Annotated in this window: 24 protein-coding genes, 2 tRNA genes and 1 pseudogene; 4 read left to right on the top strand and 23 right to left on the bottom strand. The window is 44.0% G+C overall.

What is annotated here, in order from left to right; all coding sequences use genetic code 11:
• Positions 1-44: 44 nt before the first annotated feature.
• The 10 genes from N5P32_RS04860 to thrS form a co-directional block, all read right to left on the bottom strand.
• Positions 45-120 (bottom strand) — tRNA-Thr (locus N5P32_RS04860).
• 13 nt (positions 121-133) lie between these two features.
• A tRNA-Pro gene (locus N5P32_RS04855) sits at positions 134-210 on the bottom strand.
• 153 nt (positions 211-363) lie between these two features.
• Positions 364-501, bottom strand: a complete 138-nt coding sequence (locus tag N5P32_RS04850; RefSeq protein WP_265728019.1) for a hypothetical protein — start codon at positions 499-501, stop codon at positions 364-366.
• A 10-nt stretch (positions 502-511) separates the two neighbouring features.
• Positions 512-808: an integration host factor subunit alpha gene (locus tag N5P32_RS04845; RefSeq protein ID WP_012070280.1), complete on the bottom strand. Its 297-nt coding sequence runs from the start codon at positions 806-808 to the stop codon at positions 512-514.
• Positions 809-812: 4 nt separating this feature from the next.
• Positions 813-3197 carry a phenylalanine--tRNA ligase subunit beta gene (pheT, locus tag N5P32_RS04840; RefSeq protein WP_265728018.1) on the bottom strand — a complete coding sequence of 795 codons (2385 nt, stop codon included), beginning with the start codon at positions 3195-3197 and terminating at the stop codon, positions 813-815.
• Between the two features lie 22 nt (positions 3198-3219).
• Complete coding sequence (gene pheS / locus N5P32_RS04835; RefSeq protein ID WP_265728017.1) at positions 3220-4215, bottom strand: phenylalanine--tRNA ligase subunit alpha; 996 nt, start codon at positions 4213-4215, stop codon at positions 3220-3222.
• 129 nt (positions 4216-4344) lie between these two features.
• Positions 4345-4701 (bottom strand): 50S ribosomal protein L20, encoded by a 357-nt coding sequence (gene rplT / locus N5P32_RS04830; protein ID WP_112139413.1) that lies wholly within the window; start codon positions 4699-4701, stop codon positions 4345-4347.
• Positions 4702-4748: 47 nt separating this feature from the next.
• Positions 4749-4943, bottom strand: a complete 195-nt coding sequence (gene rpmI / locus N5P32_RS04825; RefSeq protein WP_012070284.1) for a 50S ribosomal protein L35 — start codon at positions 4941-4943, stop codon at positions 4749-4751.
• Positions 4944-5039: 96 nt separating this feature from the next.
• The gene (gene infC / locus N5P32_RS04820; RefSeq protein ID WP_265728016.1) at positions 5040-5573 is read right to left on the bottom strand and encodes a translation initiation factor IF-3; all 534 of its coding nucleotides are present in this window, start codon (positions 5571-5573) and stop codon (positions 5040-5042) included.
• An 8-nt stretch (positions 5574-5581) separates the two neighbouring features.
• Positions 5582-7519, bottom strand: a complete 1938-nt coding sequence (gene thrS / locus N5P32_RS04815) for a threonine--tRNA ligase (protein WP_265728015.1) — start codon at positions 7517-7519, stop codon at positions 5582-5584.
• Positions 7520-7757: 238 nt separating this feature from the next.
• On the opposite strand from thrS, the gene N5P32_RS04810 reads away from it, so the two are divergent.
• The 3 genes from N5P32_RS04810 (at position 7758) to N5P32_RS04800 (ending at position 9181) form a co-directional block, all read left to right on the top strand.
• Entirely contained in the window at positions 7758-8384 is a 627-nt protein-coding gene (locus N5P32_RS04810) for an O-methyltransferase (protein WP_265728014.1), read from the top strand.
• A gap of 94 nt (positions 8385-8478) precedes the next feature.
• The gene (locus N5P32_RS04805) at positions 8479-8871 is read left to right on the top strand and encodes a GIY-YIG nuclease family protein (RefSeq protein WP_265728013.1); all 393 of its coding nucleotides are present in this window, start codon (positions 8479-8481) and stop codon (positions 8869-8871) included.
• Between the two features lie 73 nt (positions 8872-8944).
• Complete coding sequence (locus N5P32_RS04800; RefSeq protein ID WP_265728012.1) at positions 8945-9181, top strand: hypothetical protein; 237 nt, start codon at positions 8945-8947, stop codon at positions 9179-9181.
• 105 nt (positions 9182-9286) lie between these two features.
• On the opposite strand, the pseudogene N5P32_RS04795 reads toward N5P32_RS04800, so the two are convergent.
• From N5P32_RS04795 to ppiC, 4 genes and pseudogenes are all read right to left on the bottom strand, one after another.
• Positions 9287-10632: pseudogene (locus tag N5P32_RS04795) on the bottom strand (class II 3-deoxy-7-phosphoheptulonate synthase).
• 36 nt (positions 10633-10668) lie between these two features.
• Entirely contained in the window at positions 10669-11280 is a 612-nt protein-coding gene (locus N5P32_RS04790) for a helix-turn-helix domain-containing protein (RefSeq protein WP_265728011.1), read from the bottom strand.
• 70 nt (positions 11281-11350) lie between these two features.
• Positions 11351-11782 carry a protein tyrosine phosphatase family protein gene (locus tag N5P32_RS04785; protein WP_265728010.1) on the bottom strand — a complete coding sequence of 144 codons (432 nt, stop codon included), beginning with the start codon at positions 11780-11782 and terminating at the stop codon, positions 11351-11353.
• Positions 11783-11795: 13 nt separating this feature from the next.
• Complete coding sequence (gene ppiC / locus N5P32_RS04780; protein ID WP_265728009.1) at positions 11796-12074, bottom strand: peptidylprolyl isomerase PpiC; 279 nt, start codon at positions 12072-12074, stop codon at positions 11796-11798.
• 141 nt (positions 12075-12215) lie between these two features.
• Between ppiC and N5P32_RS04775 the strand changes: the two genes are divergently transcribed.
• Complete coding sequence (locus tag N5P32_RS04775) at positions 12216-13013, top strand: response regulator transcription factor (RefSeq protein ID WP_265728008.1); 798 nt, start codon at positions 12216-12218, stop codon at positions 13011-13013.
• A 184-nt stretch (positions 13014-13197) separates the two neighbouring features.
• Here N5P32_RS04775 and N5P32_RS04770 read toward each other — a convergent pair whose 3' ends face one another.
• From N5P32_RS04770 to murC, 9 genes are all read right to left on the bottom strand, one after another.
• Positions 13198-13452 carry a (deoxy)nucleoside triphosphate pyrophosphohydrolase gene (locus N5P32_RS04770; protein WP_265728007.1) on the bottom strand — a complete coding sequence of 85 codons (255 nt, stop codon included), beginning with the start codon at positions 13450-13452 and terminating at the stop codon, positions 13198-13200.
• Positions 13452-14672, bottom strand: a complete 1221-nt coding sequence (argJ, locus tag N5P32_RS04765) for a bifunctional glutamate N-acetyltransferase/amino-acid acetyltransferase ArgJ (RefSeq protein ID WP_265728006.1) — start codon at positions 14670-14672, stop codon at positions 13452-13454. Before argJ ends, N5P32_RS04770 begins: the two co-directional genes overlap by 1 nt.
• A gap of 15 nt (positions 14673-14687) precedes the next feature.
• Positions 14688-17396, bottom strand: coding sequence for a preprotein translocase subunit SecA (secA, locus tag N5P32_RS04760; RefSeq protein ID WP_265728005.1), 2709 nt, complete (start codon positions 17394-17396; stop codon positions 14688-14690).
• A gap of 144 nt (positions 17397-17540) precedes the next feature.
• Entirely contained in the window at positions 17541-18458 is a 918-nt protein-coding gene (gene lpxC, locus N5P32_RS04755; RefSeq protein ID WP_265728004.1) for a UDP-3-O-acyl-N-acetylglucosamine deacetylase, read from the bottom strand.
• Between the two features lie 106 nt (positions 18459-18564).
• A complete protein-coding gene (gene ftsZ / locus N5P32_RS04750) occupies positions 18565-19788 on the bottom strand; it encodes a cell division protein FtsZ (protein WP_265728003.1) in 1224 nt (407 codons plus the stop codon).
• A gap of 39 nt (positions 19789-19827) precedes the next feature.
• Positions 19828-21099: a cell division protein FtsA gene (gene ftsA, locus N5P32_RS04745; RefSeq protein ID WP_265728002.1), complete on the bottom strand. Its 1272-nt coding sequence runs from the start codon at positions 21097-21099 to the stop codon at positions 19828-19830.
• Entirely contained in the window at positions 21096-21827 is a 732-nt protein-coding gene (locus tag N5P32_RS04740; protein ID WP_265728030.1) for a cell division protein FtsQ/DivIB, read from the bottom strand. The genes ftsA and N5P32_RS04740 overlap by 4 nt, the downstream gene beginning before the upstream one ends.
• Positions 21828-21857: 30 nt before the next feature.
• Positions 21858-22811 (bottom strand): D-alanine--D-alanine ligase, encoded by a 954-nt coding sequence (locus N5P32_RS04735; protein ID WP_265728001.1) that lies wholly within the window; start codon positions 22809-22811, stop codon positions 21858-21860.
• Between the two features lies 1 nt (position 22812).
• The coding region (gene murC / locus N5P32_RS04730) for a UDP-N-acetylmuramate--L-alanine ligase (RefSeq protein ID WP_265728000.1) at positions 22813-23795 on the bottom strand (983 nt) is incomplete at its 5' end.

Raw genomic sequence — 23795 nt, 5'->3', positions numbered from 1 at the left:
ATTTCTCTTCAACACTTCTGATGAAAAGAAACTTTGACCAAAACTGGTGCCGCCACCAAGAGTCGAACTCGGGACCCTCTGATTACAAGTCAGATGCTCTACCAACTGAGCTATAGCGGCATTTCTCAAATTTTGGTCGGGACGGCAGGATTTGAACCTGCGACCACTAGCACCCCATGCTAGTGCGCTACCAGGCTGCGCTACGCCCCGAAACCAACAGCTAAAAAGTTAAACCTTGTCGCTGTCAGCGGGTGCGTATATTACTATAACGAATTGAAAAGGGAAGACTTTTATAAACTTTTTTTCGAATTAATCGTAGATCTATAATTTATAACCAAAACCGCTTAAACATTGATCTAAATATCATTCTAATCCAGCGATAACATCAATATCACTACCAAAACAAGACAATAGAACTTGCAAACCACCTTCATAAGAAGCATCAACAGGTAAAGCGCCAAAATTAAAAAGCCACCCTGCAGGGTGGCTTTTAATGAACAAAAAGATCACATCATTCTTGCATATAATCTTCTACTTTCGACTTAAGCTTCTGTCCAGGTCGAAAAGTAACAACGGTTCGAGCCGTGATTGGAATCTCTTCCCCTGTTTTTGGGTTTCGACCGGGGCGCTGACTCTTCTCACGCACTTCAAAATTACCAAAGCCCGATAACTTCACTTGCTGCCTTTCTATTAGCGAACTGCGTACGACATCAAAAAAACCTTCAACAAGGTCTTTTGCATCTTTTTTACTCAGACCAATTGAATCTACTAAGTTTTCAGCAAGGTCCGCCTTCGTCAACGATCCCATAAATCTACCCCCTTACAACAGCCCCAAGTCTTACAGACAAAGCTGCGATAGTTTTCTCTACAGAGTTGTTCACTTCTTCATCACTAAGAGTGTGTGAAGGATGCTGCCACGTCAAGCCTAATGCGACACTTTTTTTCGTCTCATCAATACCTTGCCCTTGATAAACGTCAAAAACCAACACATTTTTGAACCCCTCACCTGCCGTTGTTGAGATCACCTTCTCTAGCTCACTTACCGGCACAGAACGATCCACTAGCAACGCAAGGTCACGACGCACCTCAGGAAAGCGAGACACCGCTTTATATTCAGGCAAAGTGGCTTTTAACACGGCATTCAAAGCAATATCAAAAACATAAATAGGCTGATTCGCACCCAATGTTTTAGACAACTGCGGATGCAGCTCTCCCATCAACCCCACAAACTGACCATCTAAAAATATATCAGCGGAACGGCCAGGGTGTAAAAACTCGCAAGTTGAACGCTCGTAAGTTGGCTTACCACCATCATTGAGCGCAAACATAGCCTCGACATGCGCTTTAAGATCATAAAAATCGACCTTCTCACTACCGTGGTACCAAGCTTCAGCATGACGAGTACCTGCAATTAAGCCTGCCACTTGCTGCTGTTGATCCAAATCGGCCAACGCATCAACAGAACCAATAAATCGACGACCTGTCTCAAACAAGCGAACGCGTGACTGCTGACGATTTTGGTTATAAAGATACGCTTTGACCAATCCTGGCACCAAACTTGGACGCATAACACCCATGTCTGCTGAAATTGGGTTAGACAATGGCACTGGATCAATGTTAGGTAGAAACTGCTTACTTAATACCGGATCAATAAAGCTATAAGTTACAGCCTCTTGATAACCTTGAGAAACCAAGATAGAACGCAACACTTGAATCTGCGTTTTTGTCTCAGACAAAGGCGTAAAATTCACGGCCGCCTGAGGCATAGAAGATGGAAGGTTATCGTAACCATAGATACGCGCAACCTCTTCAATCAAATCCGCTTCTATCGCAATATCAAAACGATGGGACGGCGCTTTCGTCGTCCAAGCTTCGTCAGTTACCTCTATCATCTCAAGACCAAGACGCGTCAAAATATCTGTCACTAAATCTTTATCGATAGACACAGCCAAATACTGATCAAGTTTTTTGCGACGCAAGGTTACCAATGACGCAGATGGCAAAGTAGACTCATTAACCGTATGCGTAATCGGACCAACTTGGCCGCCGGCAATCTCAACAACCAGTGCCGTTGCTCGCTCAATTGCCCGCTCTTGCAAAGTAGCATCTACGCCACGCTCAAAACGATGAGAGGAGTCGGTATGCAAACCATAAGAACGCGCCTTACCAGCCAAAGATAATGGTGTAAAGAAAGCACTTTCAAGAAATATATCTTTTGTCTCTTCGCTAACGCCAGAACCTTCACCACCCATTACACCAGCGATGGCCAATGGCGTCTTCTCATCCGCTATCACTAACGTATCATCACGCAGCGATACTTCTTGGCCATCAAGCAGGACAATTTTCTCACCTTTATTGGCCATTCGCACAACAATTGAACCAGACAAATTCGCCAAGTCAAAGGCATGCATCGGCTGACCAAGCTCCAGCATCACATAATTAGTGATATCTACAATTGGATCAATTGAACGAATCCCACTGCGACGAAGCTTCTCAACCATCCACAGCGGAGTCTGAGCTTTAACATCAACACCACGCACAACACGGCCCAAATAACGAGGACATGCATCAGCCGCGTCCACTCTTACTGGAAAGGCGTCATCTATAGCAATATTAGCAGGAGCAACACTAACAGGTGTTACATCTGCCTTATTCAACACTCCCACTTCGCGGGCTAAACCCGCAATGCTTAAACAATCACTACGGTTAGGCGTTAGGTCGACATCTATAATCTGATCATCAAGATTCAAAAAAGCACGGAAGTCTTCACCCGCTTTGGCAATAGTGGGCAATTCCATAATGCCATCATGATCATCGCTCAAGCCTAATTCAGAAGCCGAACACAACATCCCAAAAGATTCTACTTGGCGAAGTTTCGCTTTTTTGATTTTAAAATCCGCACCTAGAACAGCGCCAATTTTAGCAAATGGAATTTTAATGCCTGGACGCGCATTCGGCGCACCACAAACAACCTGAAAGATCTCAGCACCATCAGACACCTGACAAACTTGCAGTTTATCAGCATTCGGATGTGGCTCAGCACTAACAATCTCACCTACCACAACTCCTGAAAATTCAGAAGCAACCGGCAAAACCTCATCGACTTCAAGGCCAGCTAAGGTTATCTGAGCAACCAAATCATCGCTACTGATGTCTGGATTGACCCACTCTCTTAGCCAATTCTCACTAACTTTCATAAAAACATCCTGGATTGACTGGTTACTTGAACTGCTTAAGGAAGCGTAAATCGTTTTCAAAGAACATACGCAAATCATCTACTTTGTAGCGCAACATGGCAAAACGCTCTACGCCCATACCAAAAGCAAACCCCGTGTATTTCTCAGAATCAATTCCTGACATCTCAAGCACTTTTGGGTGAACCATGCCACAGCCCAACACTTCCAACCAAGACTCTTCACCTTTACTGTTCGTTCGCATGATATCCACTTCAATGGATGGCTCAGTAAATGGAAAATAACTAGGACGGAAACGTACCTTCAAATCATCTTCAAAAAAGACGTTCAAAAATTGCTGCAAAATTCCTTTTAGGTCTGCAAAAGAAATATTTTCGTCAATCAACAAACCTTCAACCTGATGAAACATTGGCGTATGCGTCTGATCCGAATCACAACGATAAACACGGCCAGGACAAATAATTCGAATAGGCGGCTGAGAGGTTTCCATCGTACGTACCTGAACAGGAGATGTATGCGTTCTTAGTACGGTTGATGGATTAAAATAGAAGGTATCTTGCATTGCTCGCGCTGGGTGATGCGCAGGAATGTTTAGAGCTTCAAAGTTGTGATAATCGTCTTCGATTTCTGGCCCTGAGGCCACATCAAAACCAATACCACGGAAAAAAGTCTCGATACGCTCCATAGTACGAGTCACAGGATGCAAACCACCCACTTCTTGACCTTTACCAGATAGAGAAATATCAATGGTTTCAGTTGCCAGCTTCGCGTCAAGCGCGGCTTTAACAAGAGAAGCTTTGCGTTCAGTGATTTTCTCCTGAACTTGGTCTTTTGCTTCGTTGACCATTTGACCGAATTTCGGTCGTTCCTCTGCAGAAACATTACCAAGCTGTTTCAACAAAGCAGTCAGAGCGCCCTTTTTACCCAAATAATGCACACGTACATCATCCAGTGCGGACTCACTCTCAGACGCAGCCACTGCGCTCAGCGCATCAGCAAGAATCTGCTTTAGGTTCTCCATTTACACACTCCAAAAAATAAAATAGGGGAAGAACCAATGGCTCTTCCCCTATCAAAGACTGCATTGAGCAATTCGTTCTATTAAGACTAAATCCATCAAGATCGAATCACCCTAAGGCTACGTCAGAAATTAAGCCAAGCTTGCTTTCGCTTTTTCAACGATAGCAGCAAAAACTTCTTTCTCGTACACAGCTAGGTCAGCCAAAACCTTACGGTCAATTTCAATTGCAGCTTGTTTCAAGCCTGCAATGAAACGGCTGTAAGATAGACCATTGATACGTGCAGCAGCGTTGATACGAGCAATCCACAATGCGCGGAATTGACGCTTACGCTGACGACGGTCACGGTACTGATACTGACCAGCTTTGATAACAGCTTGTTTCGCTACACGAAATACACGACTACGTGCACCGTAGTAACCTTTAGCTTGCTTTAAAATCTTTTTGTGACGGCGACGAGCCTGAACACCACGTTTTACGCGAGGCATAATATAAACCTTATACTAATAAATTAATGAACTAAAAAAATCTAGACTTAGATGTATGGCAACATGCGTACAATTAACGCTTTGTCGCTTTGCGCAATCTGGTTCATAGAACGAAGATGACGCTTACGCTTAGTCGATTTCTTAGTCAAAATGTGACTAGTATGAGACTGCTTATGCTTAAAACCATTCGCGGTACGTTTGAAGCGCTTAGCTGCGCCACTGTGTGACTTAATTTTGGACATGATAAAACCACTCTCGCATTCGTTAATGTTAGTGTAATTTTTTAATACACATCACGTAACAAAAGCATTGCAATCATTACGTGCGTCTATTTAAAACTACTTCTTCTTTTTGGGGCCTAGCACCATAGTCAATTGACGACCTTCCATTTTCGCAGCTTGCTCTACTGCACCATATTCCTCTAAGTCTTGAGCGACTCGATTCATAAGTTGCATACCAAGCTCCTGATGGGCCATTTCACGACCGCGGTATCGTAGCGATACTTTGGCCTTATCCCCGCCTTCAAGGAAACGTATCAGGTTGCGGAGTTTTACCTGATAATCCCCTTCCTCCGTCCCTGGACGGAATTTCATTTCTTTAACTTGAATTTGCTTCGCATTTTTCTTTTGAGCAGCTTTTGCTTTCTTTGCTTCAAAAATATGCTTACCGTAGTCCATGATCTTACAAACAATCGGATCTGAATCAGCAATTTGCACTAGATCTAAAGCCGCTTCTTGAGCTGCTTTTAGTGCCTCTTCAAGAGAGACAACGCCAACTTGTTCACCATCAGCTGCGATCAAACGCACTTCGGTTGCTCGAATGTTCTCGTTGATTAGAGGGCGCTGCTTACTAGCAGTACGTCCACGATTCATATTACCTTTTATAGTACTATCTCCACTTCTTGTTTACGGCTACGGCGAGCAACTTCTTTTTGAAGCAAATTCTCGAAATCGGATATACTCATCACACCAAGATCTTCGCCAGTACGAGTACGAACGGCAACTTGTTGCTGTTCAACCTCTTTATCACCAACTACAATCATATATGGTACGCGTTGAAGAGTATGCTCGCGAATTTTAAACCCGATCTTCTCGTTTCTCAAGTCAAGTTTTGCTCTAAAGCCATTTGAATTCAATCTTTTTGCCAAATCAGCACAATAATCTGCTTGGCGATCTGTAATGTTCATGATAACAACTTGTTCAGGTGCAAGCCAGACTGGAAATGCCCCTTCTGTCTCTTCGATCAAAATACCAATAAAACGCTCAAGAGACCCAACAATAGCACGATGCAACATAACTGGAGTTTGGCGAGAGCCATCTTCAGAGACATATTGCGCTCCCAAACGAGTCGGCATCGAAAAATCGACCTGAATAGTACCACATTGCCAAACGCGCCCGATGGCGTCTTTTAGTGAGAACTCAATCTTAGGCCCGTAAAACGCGCCTTCGCCTGGCAATTCTTCCCAATCCAACCCTGCTGAATCCAATGCTTCAGATAATGCTTTCTCCGCCTTATCCCAAACCTCATCGGAACCAACTCGTTGCTCAGGGCGAGTCGACAAACGATAAACGATATTATCAAAGCCGAAATCCGCATAAACCTCGTGCAACAGATCAATAAACTCAGACACTTCTTGCTGAATTTGCCCTTCTGTTACAAAGATGTGTCCGTCATCTTGCACAAAATTACGCACACGCATAATACCGTGCAACGCACCTGACGGCTCGTTACGATGACAAGAACCAAATTCAGCCATACGGAACGGTAAATCACGGTAACTTTTAAGACCTTGATTATATACCTGAATATGACAAGGACAGTTCATTGGTTTTACTGCGTAATCACGGTTTTCAGAATGCGTTGTAAACATATTCTCGTGATACTTACCCCAATGCCCTGATTTCTCCCATAAAACCCTGTCAACTATCTGAGGAGTCTTAACTTCTTGATAGTTGTTATCAAGCTGTTTCTGGCGCATGTACTGCTCAACCGTTTGATATAAACGCCACCCTTTAGGGTGCCAGAAGACCATTCCTGGTGCTTCTTCTTGAACATGAAACAGATCCAATTTTTTACCTAACTTACGATGATCGCGTTTTTCTGCCTCTTCGATACGTGTCAGGTAGTTTTTAAGCTCTTTTTTATCATTCCAAGCTGTCCCATAGATACGCTGTAACATCTCGTTATTGGAATCGCCTCGCCAGTAAGCACCGGCCAACTTCATCAATTTGAAATGACGTAAAACACGTGTATTAGGCACATGTGGTCCGCGACACATATCCATGTATTCTTCATGATGGTATAGGCCAACCTCAGTTGTTGACTCATTCATATCATCAATCAAAGCAACTTTGTATGTTTCTCCACGATCAACGAATTGTTGACGCGCTTCCGCTATCGGTGTCATTTTCTTAACAACATCGTAATCTTTCTTAACCAATTCAGCGATGCGTTTTTCAATGGCCACTAAATCATCAGGCGTAAAAGGACGTTCATACGCGATATCGTAATAGAAACCTTCATCAATCACAGGGCCGATTGCCATCTCAGCAGTCGGATACAGCTGCTTGACCGCATGACCAACAAGGTGAGCAAACGAGTGACGAATAATTTCCACACCTTCAGGGTCTTTCCCCGTGATGATGCTCAATTTCGCGTCGTCAGAAATAAGTTCGCATGCATCGACAAGCTGACCATCTACACGACCCGCAATGGTCGCTTTAGCCAAACCAGGACCAATATCCTCGGCAACTTGCATTACCGTCACGGCGTTTAAGAAAGAACGTTGGCTGCCATCAGGCAAAGTAATTACAGGCATTTTATTCCCCTATCGGAGTCAGTGGTGCTCCATACCAAAGAGCACATGTAAATTTCAGGGCATAAATTATCATTTTTCGATTATTCATGCGAATCTAATTTAAATACGTGTTTTTTCTGCCCGCAATGGACATCCGCAAAAATCAAGTCTTTTTTCTACCTTTAAGCCATAGACATTCTCTTCACGCAGAGTAAAATTGGCGTCCGTTTCACACAGACTTCAGTAATTAAAAGGCACTATGGATTTCAACGATCTTGACGACTACTGCATTGAGACCACTCAATCAGAACCCGAGCTACTTATCGAATTGGTTGAAAAAACCTATTCAGATATGGGCTACCCGAACAAGTTATCAGGAAAAACCATTGGTCGAACTCTGAAGCTTTTGGCAAAAATCGCCCAACCTAAACGCGCCCTAGAAATTGGCATGTTTACTGGTTATTCAGCCCTTTCTATTGCAGAAGGCATGCCGAGTGATGGCGAACTCATTTGCTGTGAAACCAATCCTCGAGCAATAGAGTTTGCTCAATCTTATTTTGATCGTAGCGAGTACGGCAGCAAAATCAAAGCCATCTTCGGCCCCGCACTCGACACAATCAAGTCACTTGAAGGTCAGTTTGACTTTGTCTTTATTGATGCAGATAAACGCAATTACCTAAACTACTACGAAGCGGTCCTACCGCTGGTTAGATCAGGTGGGCTTATCATTATCGATAACTCTCTATGGCAAGGAAGAGTGCTAGACCCAATAGAAAACAGCGATATCGCTGTCAATCAAGTCAACCGCTTAATTGCGAAAGACCAACGAGTTGAGAACGTTCATTTAAATGTTCGTGACGGTCTTAACATCGTCGTAAAACACTAACCCTATTTCTTATAGTCCCTATTCGCCTTTGATTTTACTCAGGCGAACGGGGGCTATGTGCTATTAAAAAGATATTACGTAAGAGGCAGCGATTTTGGTCGTTTTTAAAATCACAAACAACATTTCTGGAAAGCATTATATTGGCACTTCTTTCAACAGCGGCTTTCAACGATTCGAACAATACGTAGAAGCCACGAATGAAGGCCTTGATTTCCCCCTGTACAATGACATTAGAGAAAATGGCATTGAGGCTTTTACTGTTGAAGAGCTTTTCGAAACAACCGACAAACAAGAGCTGTACGAGCTAGAAACCGATTATATTTCTATCTATAACGGCGAAAGTTTGCGTGGCTACAAAATCGCCCAAACAGCGGAAAAGTCGGCCAATCTAAGCTTTGGGAAAAAAGCACTGTTTGATTCCAATGGCGTATCGACGGCAGAGCAACCCGAAGAAAACCCGAAAAGTCGCGACAAAAAAAACCGTTGAGCTACCTAAAAAAGCAATCGAACCTAGCCCAACAGCAAAATCCTTTTTTGGCGAACTCATTGGCGAAGACAGAGTGGGCGCACCACTAGCAACCCAGGTTGTCGAAAAGAAAACCACTCCAGCTCGCACCAAAAGCAAAGCAAGCATTCAAAAAATGCTAAATGAAGCAGAAAGAGCCTCAAAGAAAGAACGCGAAGAAAAGCTAAAATCGCAACAACAAGAGGAAGCCGAAGAAATGGCTCTCATCATGGCGAAAATCGATGTAACATCGAAATCTGCCACCTCGGCTTTCCGTCGTCGCAAAGGCTAACCCCAGAAACCAGATACAAAAAAAGCTCAGTTAGGTATTCAACTGAGCTTTTTTAATGTCTGAATTTTGCCTACCCGCAGATTGACAAAATAAGCACATGAATAATTAGGACCTTGCCTTCTTAAGAGTGTCTGAAATCATGAACGCCAACTCCAGAGACTGATCCGCATTTAAACGAGGATCACAATGCGTATGATAGCGATCCGCTAGATCCGCTTCAGTGACCTCGAAAGCACCACCAACACACTCTGTCACATTCTGACCCGTCATTTCAAAATGCACACCACCAGCGTAACTTCCTTCTGCGTTATGAACTTGGAAAAACTGCTGCACCTCTCTCAAAACATCATCAACTCGACGGGTTTTATAACCGGTAGAAGCCTTAACGGTATTGCCATGCATTGGGTCACTGCTCCAGACAACATTTTTACCTTCACGCTGAATCGCCTGAATCAGTTTCGGCATTCCGCTTTCTACTTTGTCAGCCCCCATACGAACAATAATATTCAGGCGGCCCGCCTCATTATTTGGATTCAAAACATCACAAAGTCTCAATAAATCCTCTGGATCCATTGTTGGACCAGCTTTAACCCCTATCGGGTTCTGAACGCCACGCAAGAACTCAACATGCGCACCATCTAGCTGACGCGTTCTATCGCCAATCCATAACATATGAGCAGAACAATCGTACCACTCGCCAGTCAAACTGTCTTTTCGAGTCAGCGCTTGCTCATATGGCAACAAAAGCGCCTCATGCGAAGTGTAAAAATCCGTTTCTTTAAGCTGAGCTAGGCCTGGCCCAATTCCGCACGCCTCCATAAACTGCAAAGCATCATCAATTTTATCCGCAACACCTTGAAAACGACTACCTGCAGGGCTCGCATTCAAGAAATCTAAATTCCACTGGTGCACCTGATGCAAGTCGGCGAAACCACCTTGAGCAAAAGCACGAAGCAGGTTCATTGTCGACGCACTTTGATTATAAACCTGCACTAAACGATCTGGATCAGGAACCCTAGCTTGCTTTGTAAAATCAATACCGTTGATGATATCACCGCGATAACTCGGCAACTCAACACCACCAATAACCTCTGTTCCAGCAGAGCGAGGTTTAGCAAATTGCCCAGCCATACGACCTACCTTTACAACAGGGCATTTTCCTGCGTACGTTAATACCACTGCCATCTGCAGCATCACCTTAAACGTATCGCGGATATTATTAGCATGAAACTCGGCAAAACTTTCCGCACAGTCCCCGCCTTGCAGCAAGAATGATTGACCATTCGCTACTTGAGCCAGCGCTTTTTCAGCTGGCGCGCCTCCCCTGCAAAAACAAGTGGAGGCATTTTACCCAAAGTCTCTTCAACCCGAGACAAGTGCTCTGCATTTGGGTAAACCGGCTGCTGTAACGCCGTTTTTTCTCTCCAACTTGCTAATTCCCACTGTGACATAACCGTATACAACCTTTTTCTAAATATTTTCTGAAATTAACGAGCAACAACCCAGAGTATCTCTGCATCCTTTACTGACAACGAGACCACCGCATGCCCCATAGACGCATCATAATACACACTGTCACCCTCTTTTAACTCAATAGGCTCATAGAGCTCAGAGAAAAAAGTAATTTTCCCCTGCAGCACAAGCAAAAACTCTTCACCGTCATGCCGAACCCATTCCTTAAACTCCCCAAACGACCTCGCTCTGACTGTCGTTTTAAATGGAACCATTTTCTTACGACTAATCGAGTAGTTCAACAGCTCATGCTCATACGTCGCAGTTGGGTGTGGCTCACCCCGCCCCTTACGCGTAACGTCCCTGCGCCCAGCAATAGAGTGCTCACTTGCCTCAACAAACAGTTGAGGCAAGTCCATTTCCAAGCCATTAATAAGTTTCTGTACAATAGTAAAACTGGGAGAAACCTGGTCATTTTCAATTTTGGACAATGTCGAACGAGCAATCCCCGTTCTCTTTCCCACTTCCTCTAATGTCCAGCCCCTTGCTAGACGAATCTCTTTTACACGCTTTCCCAATTCTAAAGGCTCAACAAATCGATCCGGATCTGAAGCGGTAGCTGTTTCTAGTGACGGACGACTAACCATAATTTACCAATACTGCCTATTTAAAACACTCAAGAGCTTACACGCTCCAGACCTATCAAAGAATAAAACGCTATTTAGCCTTCAACAAAGGCGCCATCGCTGACGAGCAACGTGACAGATCAAAGCCTTTAGACGACACATAGGAAGTTAATGACTCGGCCTCTTTACCTTGGCTGTTTTCAAGCAACACCCATAGCACCGAAGAGCGAGTTCCTGTGCGACAAAACGCCAAGGTTTTCTTATCATCATTAAGCGCTTTCCCTTGCAAATCAACCTCAACCTGAGACAACGTAGGAAGCGCTATTGGATTACTTATATACTCCAAGCCGAGCGCTTCAGCCACGACACGCAAACTCTCTCCGCTCGGCTGACCATCCGACTCCGCATCAGGACGATTATTAATAACCCTCTCAAACCCCATTGCTTTGAGCTCACTCAGATCTTCAGCAACTATCTGGGGTGCGACAAAATACAACGCATCCAGTTGAATTGGACTCTCCATTTACACACCCCCTTTACGAACGATACAAGACTTTAATCAGGTGGAAACCAAACTGTGTTTTGACTGGCCCCTGAATTTTGTACAAAGGGCCACTGAATACAGCCTTATCAAAAGCGGGCACCATATCACCCTTACGAAACTCACCAAGATCACCGCCCTTCTTGCCAGATGGACAAGTAGAATACTGCTTAGCGAGCTTATGAAAATCGGCACCTGCATCCAATTTAGACTTTAACGATTCCGCCTCGGCTTTTGTTTTCACCAAAATATGACATGCGCTTGCCGTAGACATTACAACTCCTACCTTTCAAATAGACTAGATAAAACATGGTAACCTATTTAGTATAATCATATTAACTACTAAGCAACCATAAACCTTAAAATAGTCTGAGCAAAAGCAGTATTAACACCAACAAATAGGCGACCTTACAACATGAGTACTTACGCAGCGATAAATGACCTATCTTTTCTCCTAGTAGAACCGTCAGACATGCAAAGGAAAATAATCACCAAGGCGCTAGAAGATGCTGGTATTCGACAGATTGAATACGCAAACACAATCCAAGAAACTTTAGATTCATTAAGCCGCTTCCCTCCAGATCTCATTATCTCTTCCATGTATTTGCCTGATGGAACCGCAAACGACCTGATCGACAAAATCAGATCCAATGAAGACACCGAAAACCAGTGCTTCATGTTGATTTCAAGCGAGCGAAATCGCGAACATTTAGAACACCTCAGACAATCTGGTGTACTCGCGATTCTTCCAAAACCGTTCAACCAAAAAGACCTAAAAAGAGCCATTCACGCCACACTAGATTTAATTGTCGAAGAAGAAATCGATCTAGAGTTATTCGACCCAAAAACACTCAGAGTGCTGGTGACAGACGATAGTCGCATGGCAAGAAAGCATGTCAGCAAGACTCTTAACACAATGGGGATTGAAGACATACAATTTGCGGAAAATGGCAAAGAAGCGATTGCGCTTCTCAACCAAATGGAATTCGACCTCATTGTGACCGACTACAATATGCCCGAAATGGATGGAAAAGAATTAACCGAAGCCGTCAGGCTCGATCCCGCAATAGCTCATATCCCTATTCTCATGGTCAGCTCAAACTCAGAAGACAGCCAACTTGCAAACATTGCACAAGAAGGCGTGGATGCCATTTGCGGAAAACCTTTTGAACCAAGTGTTGTTAGAAGACTATTGGCCAAAATTTTAAACTAAGGACAAAAAAAAGAGCTTCAACTTGAAGCTCTTTTTTTGAAAGGAAAACCTTATTTGGAAGAGGAAACTAATTCATTCACAATTTGCAAGTTTGCATCAGGAAACGGATATTGCAATAAATCAGGAATCGCAACCCAGCGAACTTCTTGCCCCTCTTTACCTATTGGCTCACCATCAAATTCTGTTACTTTATAAAAAAAAGTTCAACTTTTTTATCACCGTAATCATGAGAGATAACCTTAAAAAACGAGCAAGCCTTAACCAAAATACCACACTCTTCTTCAAGCTCTCTCACCAACGCAGTTTCTGCAGATTCCGAGGCTTCACATTTGCCGCCAGGAAATTCCCACATTCCACCTTGATGTTGACCTGCCTTCCTAAGCGCTAAAAAAACAGAATCATTACGTAAAATAATACCTACCGCAACCTTCACTAACATTAGGTGCGATACTCAGCATTTATTGTCACATACTCATGAGAAAAATCTGTTGTCCAAACCGTGTCAGACTCAGCCCCCATACCCAAATCCAATACAATATGAATTTCAGCTGGCGCCATTGCCTTCTTGCCATGCTCTTCAAGATAATCCGGCGAGCGACCACCGTCACGAGCCACCTCAAAACCATTAATATGGAGTTGAACACGGTCTACATCTAAACCCTGAACACCAGCACGACCAACAACAGCCAAAATTCGCCCCCAGTTCGGATCAGAAGCAAAAAGAGCCGTTTTGACCAATGGAGAATGCGCAATCTCAAAGGCTACTTTTGTTGCATCAGACTCAATCGCAGCGCCAACAACCTCCACTGTGACAAATTTAGTTGCGCCTTCACCATCACGAACAATCGCGTGAGCCAACTCTTGCATCACTTCTGTAAAAGCAGTAATGAAAGCTTGAGCGAGCGGCTCATCAATCGAGGTAACTTGCTCGTTACCCGCCATGCCTGTTGCCACCGCGACACAAGAATCATTTGTTGAAGTGTCACTATCAACCGTTATGCGATTAAAGCTTTTATTGACAACGTCTTTTAGTATCGACTGAAGAACATCGACGTTCATTGCAATATCACTGCAAACATAACCCAACATAGTCGCCATGTTAGGGCGAATCATGCCTGCACCTTTAGAGATACCAGCAACAGTATAGGTTCGACCTTCAAAGTCAAAGGTTCTGACAGAACCTTTCGGCAAAGTATCCGTTGTCATAATACCAACACCGGCTGCATGCCAATTATTCGCAGATAGATTAGCAAGCGCCGCCGGTATGGCCGCTACTATTTTTGATACTGGCAGAGGCTCACCGATGACACCAGTAGAAAAAGGTAAAACGGACTCAACAGGGACACCGACACTGTCAGCAAGGGCTTCACATGTTTTAAGGGCTGTCTCTAAACCTGACTTCCCAGTACCAGCATTGGCATTGCCCGTATTAATAAGCAGATAGCGACTACCAGCCAAACCTAAGTGCTTTTGACAAATACGCACAGGCGCAGCGCAAAAGGCATTCTGAGTAAACACACCAGCAACCGAAGCACCTTCACACAACTCGAAAATAACAACGTCTTTCTTGTTAGGTCTTTTTATACCAGCTTCCGCAACACCAATACGAACCCCTTTTATTTCAGGGATAATTGGAAAATCATGCAACCCTACAGCCATTTAAATTATCTCCACTTAAATCAGACTACCGTGACACTGCTTATATTTTTTACCAGATCCGCATGGGCAAGGCTCATTCCTGCCTACCTTGGGGTATTCTTGGGCACCACCAGACGCCGCAGCACCTTCATCAGCCAATGAATTAGCGGAATCATGAATCATGCTTACCGTGGTTTTTTCTTCCTGCTTTCGGCGTGCCTCTTCAATCTTTTCAGCTTCTTCGGCAGACTGAACTTTCACACGAGTAATAATTTGAATAACTTCAAATTTAATTTGCTCTAACAAGCCTTGGAACAATTCAAACGACTCGCGCTTATATTCCTGTTTTGGGTTCTTTTGAGCGTAGCCACGCAAGTGAATACCCTGCCTTAACATGTCCATCGTCTGAAGATGCTCCTTCCAAAGAGTATCTAGAACCTGAAGAAGCACTTGCTTTTCGAACGCTCTGAACGACTGCTCGCCCGCAACCTCTTCTTTTGCCTTATAATCACTCACAAAGGCATCCAAGATTTTTTGGCGCAAAGGCTCTTCGTAAAGCTTCTTATCTTCTTCAACCCATTTTGAGACAGGAAGATCCAAGCCAAACTCATGACGTGCTTTTTCTTCAAGACCCTCAAGATCCCACATATCAAATATACTTTGCGGTGGAATAAACTCATCAATCAGTCCAGTAACAACCTCTTCTCGCATAGCAGAAATCGCTTCGGAAAGATCTTCTGATACCATCATATCAAAGCGCTGACGGTAAATTACCTGACGTTGATCATTCGCAACATCATCGTATTCAAGTAACTGTTTACGAATATCGAAGTTGCGCCCTTCCACTTTTCGCTGGGCTTTTTCAATCGCGTTTGACACCATCTTATGTTCAATGGCTTCACCTTTTTCCATTCCAAGCGCGAGCATCATTTTTTTGATGCGATCAGACATAAAGATGCGCATCAAGTTATCTTCAAGAGATAAGTAAAAGCGCGAAGAACCCACATCACCTTGACGACCTGCACGACCGCGCAACTGGTTATCAATTCGACGAGATTCATGACGCTCCGTACCGATAATATGCAAACCGCCGGCCGCCAATACTGACTCGTTACGAGACTTCCAGTCAGCCGTTAATGCATCAATGCTTTCTTGGCTAGCAGATTCACCAAGTTGCGCAATTTCAACTTGTAAATTACCACCTAGAACAATATCGGTACCGCGACCAGCCATATTGGTCGCGATAGTAACAGCACCAGGACGGCCAGCATCCGCAACGATTTCAGCTTCACGCTCATGCTGCTTAGCATTCAACACATTATGTTTTACATTCTTTTTAAGAAGGTAATTTGATAGGAGCTCGGAATATTCAATCGATGCCGTACCCACCAACACAGGACGACCTTGCTTGACGATATCTTCAATATCCAAAACAATGGCTTCAAATTTGTCTTCGGTAGACATATAAATCAAGTCATTGAAGTCTTTACGCTGAACTTGACGGTTTGTAGGGATTACAATAACGGATAAGCCGTAAATCTGCTGAAATTCAAACGCTTCAGTATCCGCCGTACCAGTCATACCAGACAGCTTGTCATACAAACGAAAGTAGTTCTGGAATGTCGTTGACGCCAAAGTTTGACTTTCCGCCTGAATGGTTACCCCTTCCTTCGCCTCTACAGCCTGATGAATACCTTCAGACCAACGGCGACCCGCCATCGTTCGACCAGTGTGCTCGTCAACGATAACAATTTGATCACCTTGAATAACGTAATCAACGTTCTTTTTGAATATAACATGTGCCTTCATGCAAGCATGGACGTGGTGCAAAAGCGACAAATTGCCAGCGGCATATAAACTTTCGCCCTCGCCTAACAACCCTTGCTCCACAAGCCACTCTTCTACAAAAGAGTGACCCGCTTCTGTTAGCTCAATGCTGCGCTGAGATTCGTCATAAACGTAATGACCTGTCTGCTCATCATCTTCTTCTGTCTCGTCTTGCTTAACCAGCAAAGGCGCTAATTTATTAATCTTACGGTATTGCTCAGAACTGTCTTCAACAGCGCCAGAAATAATAAGAGGAGTTCTCGCCTCATCGATTAAAATCGAGTCAACTTCATCCACCACAGAAAAGTTTAAATCTCTTTGCACACGATCTTCTAAACGAAAAACCATGTTGTCGCGAAGGTAATCAAAACCAAACTCATTATTTGTACCGTAGGTGATATCGCATAAATACGCCGCTTTCTTATCTTCACGGTCCTGACCAGAGAAAACGATACCAACACTCATGTCCAAGAATTCATACAACGGACGCATCCAATTGGCATCACGCTTTGCCAAATAATCATTTACTGTGACTACATGAACACCTTTAGAGGACAACGCATTCAAATACACGGCCAACGTTGCCACAAGTGTTTTACCTTCACCTGTGCGCATTTCCGCGATTCTGCCTTCGTTTAGCACCATGCCACCAATGAGCTGCACATCAAAATGACGCATTCCCATCACACGACGACTGCCCTCTCGAACAACCGCAAACGCCTCTGGCAGCATAGAATCGAGAGACTCTCCCGCATTAAAACGCTCGCGAAACTCACCCGTTTTCGCGGATAGCTCATCATCAGAAAGCTTGCTAAAAGATTCTTCGATTTGATTGATTTGCGAAACAATTTTTTTGTATCGTTTTACTTCTCGGTCATTCTTTGTGCCGACAATTTTTTTAATTACAGTTCCTAACATCTTGAACTCAACGTAGCCAATTAGTAATGAAGACAGTCTATCACGGTAATGTGTGACAAAACATGAAATATCAAGCCCCTAGAAACAAAAAAACCAGACATAAAGTCTGGTTTTTTGAATTGCGATCAAGAATTGATCACTTAATTATGCACCAACAAAAGCTGGCTCAACATAAGATATCGGGGTAGTTTGAGCTTCATCCTCAAAAACCACATATTCCCAAGCATCTTGATGCTCAAGCAGCGCCAATAACAATTTGTTATTCAAAGCATGACCTGACTTGTAAGCTTTATACTCACCAATCAAGCTATGCCCAAGAAGATACAAATCACCAATGGCATCAAGCACTTTATGGCGAACAAGCTCATCACGGTAGCGCAACCCTTCGTCGTTTAAAACGCGATAATCATCAAGAACGATTGCGTTCTCCATATTCGCGCCACGAGCAAGGTTGTTATTCTTGAAATACTCAAGATCTTTCATGAAACCAAAGGTTCTCGCTCGACTAATTTCTTTTACGAAAGTAGTCGTTGAAAAGTCAAACGATGTACTCTGAACATCCTCGCCAATTGCAGGGTGCTGAAAGTCAATCGTGAAAGACAAACGAAAACCAGAATGAGGCTCAAGAGAAGCGAACTTATCACCTTCATCAACTCTGATCGGTTTCTTGACTCGTATAAATTTCTTCGGTGCATTTTGAGCTTCCAATCCAGCAGATTGAAGAAGAAACACAAAGGGACTAGCACTTCCATCCATTAAAGGAATTTCGCTAGCACTTACTTCTACGTAAGCATTATCAACACCCAAACCAGCCATTGCAGATAACAAATGTTCTACAGTACTAACCTTCACATCACCCTGACATAAAGCCGTAGCAAAATTTGTTGAACCGACCGCTTTCGCATCACCATGAATCTCTACAACTGGATCCAAGTCAGTGCGAACAAATACGATACCCGTATTTACAGGAGCAGGCTTTAGTGTCAAATACACCTTCTCGCCGGAGTGTAAACCCACCCCAGTTGCTCGAATAATGTTCTTTAGTGTGTGTTGGCGTACCATTTGATTCCTACATTTTTATGACTGGATACTATTCTTTACAAAATAATATCAATAACACATTTTTTATACAATCCAACATTTTAACATTGCATCGTTTTTGCTAAAACTAATCAGCTTGTCGACGCAAAAAAGCCGGAATGTCCAGATACGATAATTTATCGCCACTCGAAATAGAGGAGGAATCAACCGATTCACTCTTTTCATCCAAGTTTTTCTCTACCACTTCCACCTTTGGATTTGACAAAGGCTTCGACACTGGTTGAGGCGCTGCTACTTCATTTTTTTCAGCAGCTTGCTCCACCTTTGCCATCACTGGTTGAGAGACAACAGACTCACCAACAGCAGACTTCAACTCCACTGCAGAACGACCCTCTAAACCAGTTGCAACTACCGTAACTCGCATCTCATCCCCTACACTAGGGTCAATTGCACAACCAATTACGACAGTAGCATCTTCCGATGCATATTCTTCAATAATGCCACCAACCTCAGTAAACTCAGACAAACCCACTTCTTCGTTTGCCGTGATATTTACCAGTACGCCTCGCGCACCCCTCAGGTTAATGTCTTCAAGTAAAGGATTATGAATGGCCGCCTCAGCAGCCACTCTCGCCCTATCCTCGCCAGATGCAGAACCCGTACCCATCATCGCCATACCCATTTCGGACATAACGGTTCGCACGTCAGCAAAATCGACGTTGATTAGACCAGGACGCATAATCAAATCGGTAATACCTTGAACAGCATTAAATAAGACATTATTTGCCTCCCCAAATGCTTTCAATAAGGAGATATTCTTCCCTAATACAGGCAACAATCGTTCGTTCGGCACGGTAATCAATGAATCGACATTCTCACGCAATTCTTTAACGCCATCTTCAGCCACTCTCGCTCGACGACGGCCTTCAAACGGAAAAGGTTTTGTAACAACCGCCACCGTTAAAATACCCAGCTCACGAGCCACTTTCGCAATCACTGGAGCCGCACCCGTACCCGTACCACCCCCCATTCCTGCTGTGATGAAGACCATGTCCGCACCCGTTAGCAATTGAGTGATTTTTTCTTGATCTTCCAATGCCGAGTCGCGCCCAACCTCTGGATTCGCACCCGCACCTAGACCTTTTGTAATCGTTGAACCAAGCTGCAAAGAGACGCCTGTTTCAAAGCCAATCAGCGCTTTAGAATCCGTATTGGCACATATAAATTCAACACCTTCCAATCGATTCTCTAGCATGTGACGAACAGCATTACCGCCACCGCCACCGACGCCTATTACTTTAATAACAGCATTATCTGATAAATTATCTTCGGCTAAATCAAAGACATTCATGGGCTTATCGCTCCTCAATAAATTCATAATCAATTCTGACTAAATATAACTTTGAAACCAGTGTTTTAATTTCTGCCACACCTTCGTTGCACTGAAGGATGGCCCGATTTCATTAGGAGCCAGAACTGACGTTTCTCGTTTAGTTTGCGCCTTAGACATCATCCGCTTCGAGATTTCGGTTACTTCCGCCTCTTTACTACCATAAGCCAATAATCCAACACTCGTTGAATATATAGGGTTATCGACAATGTCTGACATTCCTTTAGTACAATCTGGCAAAGATAATCTAACGGGCATTTGAAAAACCTTTTCAGCCAGCTCAGCCGCCCCTTCCATTAATGACGTACCACCAGTAATTACAATACCTGCAGGGATTCGCTCTGCGTATCCACTACGCCTTAACTCATCCAAAACTAAATTGTAAATTTCTTCATAACGAGCCTCAACCACTTCAGTCAACGCATGACGAGTTATTGATCTCGGCTGACGATCACCAACACTGGGAACCTGTAACACTTGATCTGCAGACGCCATAGAAGACATGGCACACGCATATTTCACTTTAATATCTTCCGCGTGCTGAGTAGGAGTCCGCAAAGCCATCGAAATATCATTAGTAACCTGGTCACCTGCAACAGGCACAACCGCCGTGTGATGCAAAGCACCATCAAGCCAAACCGCAATATCCGAAGTACCAGCACCGATATCAATCAAACAAACGCCCAAGTCTTTTTCATCTTCACTTAATGAAGACTCGCTTGACGCAAGCTGAGACAAAATAACGCCATCCACACCCAAGCCACAGCGTTTAATGCATTTTTCGACATTCATGACAGCATTCACTGCGCCAGAAATAAGGTGTACATTTGCTTCCAAGCGCACGCCAGACATTCCCAGAGGATCTTTAATTCCCTCCTGAGAATCAATATGGTACTCCTGAGGAAGAATGTGTATGACTCGCTGATCTGATGAAATAGGTACTGCTTGTGCAGCATCAATAACGCGATCAATATCTTCTTTCTGCACTTCACCATTTTTCACAGCAACAATACCGTGAGAGTTCAGACTTCTAATATGACTTCCCGCCACACTCACATAAACAGAGTGTATGTTGCAGCCCGCCATTAGCTCAGCCTCTTCAACGGCACGCTGAATGGATTGAACGGTTGACTCGATGTTGATAACAACACCACGCTTCATACCCTTTGAACTATGAGAGCCAATACCGACAATTTCTAAACTACCATCAGCCAGAACTTCGCCAACCAAACAGATAACTTTCGATGTGCCTACATCCAAACCGACTATCATTTTACCTTCCCGGCATTACGTTTTGTTATGATTAGACCTTCACTTCTGTATAAAAAAGCAACAAACAGGCCAATATCATTTATTTTTTTCCAACCCACAGCCACCCCATGGGGATAGCGAGCATCGACTGACGTTATCTGATCTATTCTACCCGATAAATCACTTTTATACACCGCTATAAAGCGCTGTAATCTCTCTAAAATCTCATCTCGACCAAGCTTCACAACAATCCCATTCGTGAACCGAATACTCCACGCCCCTCTCGGCTCCAAGGTCAATGAAAAGACCCGTAAAGAAGAGGAAGCAAGCACCTGACTTATCAACCCGAACTGCTCAAGTACAATATCGCTTGAGTCTTCCGGCCCATACAGCCTAGTAAGCGGCAAATCTGGTACAGTCTTCGGCGTAATAACCACCGCAGAAGTGGAAATAATCTGCCCATCCCCCCAGTATGCTAGAGGCGTATGTTCATGAACAAGCACCTGCAATGTATTTGGCCAAACTTTACGAATCTCTGCATTTTCGACCCACTGAGAGGCCAAAGCAACAGACAGTGCATCGGACAAAGAAACACTTAACAAACTGCGCCCCAGCAAAGCGGAGTAGTCTGATTGCAGCTCATCAACTGTTGCGTTTTTTAAATCACCTTTTATCTCGATTTTCTGAATAGCAAACCAAGTATCGGGGGAATCATTCCCTTGAAAGATGGCAACTACGATCAACAACACAGCCCCAATGAATGCCGCTATCCTCATAAATCAATCACACTCAGCCTTAGTCCACGCATTCTGAGCAATTTTTTCCACTAATGAAGCGTAGTCGATACCTACATATTTGGCCGCCATCGGCACCAAACTGTGAGACGTCATACCAGGCGCCGTATTCACCTCTAGCACCCAGAACACACCATTGTGGTCACGCATAATATCCACACGCCCCCAACCAGAACATCCAAGAGAACGATACGCGTCGAGCGCCAACATTTGCAGCTCATTCTCATCGTCTTCACTTAAGCCACAAGGCAGCAGATATTCAGTATCATCCGCTATATATTTTGCCTCATAGTCATAGAGCTTATGGTCTGGAGCAGGTTTTAAACCTATCGCCGGATACGCTACATCATCAATGATCGTAATAGTAAACTCGGGCCCATCGACAAATTCTTCAACCAAAATATCAGAATCATACTCAAGCGCCTTCAGAAGAGCATCATCAAGCTCAGCCCTATTCATCGCCTTATTAATACCAATAGTAGAACCCTCTCTAGAGGGTTTAACTATCACTGGATAAGACATCTGCTCCTCGATTACATCCGCATTCGCATGATCGACAAAAGACAAATAAGCAGGAGTTGGAATCCCAATGCCATTCCAGAAACGTTTAGTTAAGACTTTATCCATAGCCAGACCGCATGCCAAAGGTGAACTACCTGTATAAGGCTTACCCAACATCTCAAGTAACGCCTGAACGCGCCCATCCTCCCCTTCACCGCCATGCAGAGCAATAAAAGCAAAATCAAAATCAATGGATTGCAATTGAACCACAGGATCAAATGCCGCATCAGGACCATAAAGATCCAACTCAGTCACCTGATACCCTTTTGAACGAAGACCTTCAGCAACCAGCGGCCCACTTTGCATGGAAACGTCACGCTCAGCCGATCGACCACCATAAATGACGGCAATAACAGAGTCTTTTAGAGTTTTAGACATTTTAAATCCCGCTCACAGATAAATTTTTGGACACCATGCCAATGTCGCCAGCCCCTTGCGTGATCAACAAATCCCCCTCACGCAACACATTACTCAAAATGGAACGCAAATCCGACTCACTGCCTACATGTATTGGATCAACATTACCTCGTTGACGAATACTGCCACATAAAGAACGACTGTCTGCGCCATTTATCGCCGACTCACCAGCGGAGTAAACATCCAGCAAAAGCAACACATCAACCTGCGACAAAACACGAACAAAATCTTCATAAAGATCACGCGTCCTAGTGTAACGATGCGGCTGATACACCATGACCAAGCGTTTTTCAGGCCAACCAGCACGAATGGCTTTGATCGTTGCCAATACTTCGCTGGGATGATGCCCATAATCATCCACAAACATGACATTCGATCCATTAGGAAGCGATAACGGTTTTTGCTCCTGAAAACGGCGCCCAACACCTTCAAAGCCCATCAAACCTGCCTGAATGGCCGTGGGTTCAACGCCAAGGTCTGTTGCCACAGCAATCGTCGACAAAGCATTTAAGACGTTATGACGCCCTGGCATGGGCAATCGAATTTTCAGCGGCTCACCCTCTGGTCGATGTGCCAGAAATTCACAAAAACGCCCTGTTTGAACAATATCAGTAGCATAAAAATCCGCCACTTGATCAATACCGTAAGTAAGTACTGGACGGCTTAAGGACGGGAGAATTTCACGCACATTTTCATCATCAATACACAACACAGCCAAACCATAAAACGGTAAATTATGCACAAACTCAATGAACGTGTGTTTCACCTTTTCGAAATCACCGTCATAGGTGTCCATATGATCAGCATCGATATTAGTAATGATCACAGTCTGTGGTTGCAAATGCAGAAAAGACGCATCACTTTCATCCGCCTCTGCAACAAGGTACGAACTGCTTCCCAATTGCGCATTGGTGCCTGCACTGGTCAATCGACCACCAATAACAA

The organism is Marinomonas pontica, assembly GCF_026191375.1.
In the GTDB taxonomy this organism is placed as follows: Bacteria; Pseudomonadota; Gammaproteobacteria; order Pseudomonadales; family Marinomonadaceae; genus Marinomonas; species Marinomonas pontica.
Note: the sequence above shows the minus strand (reverse complement) of the source record. Positions and strands in the feature narration are given on the sequence as shown.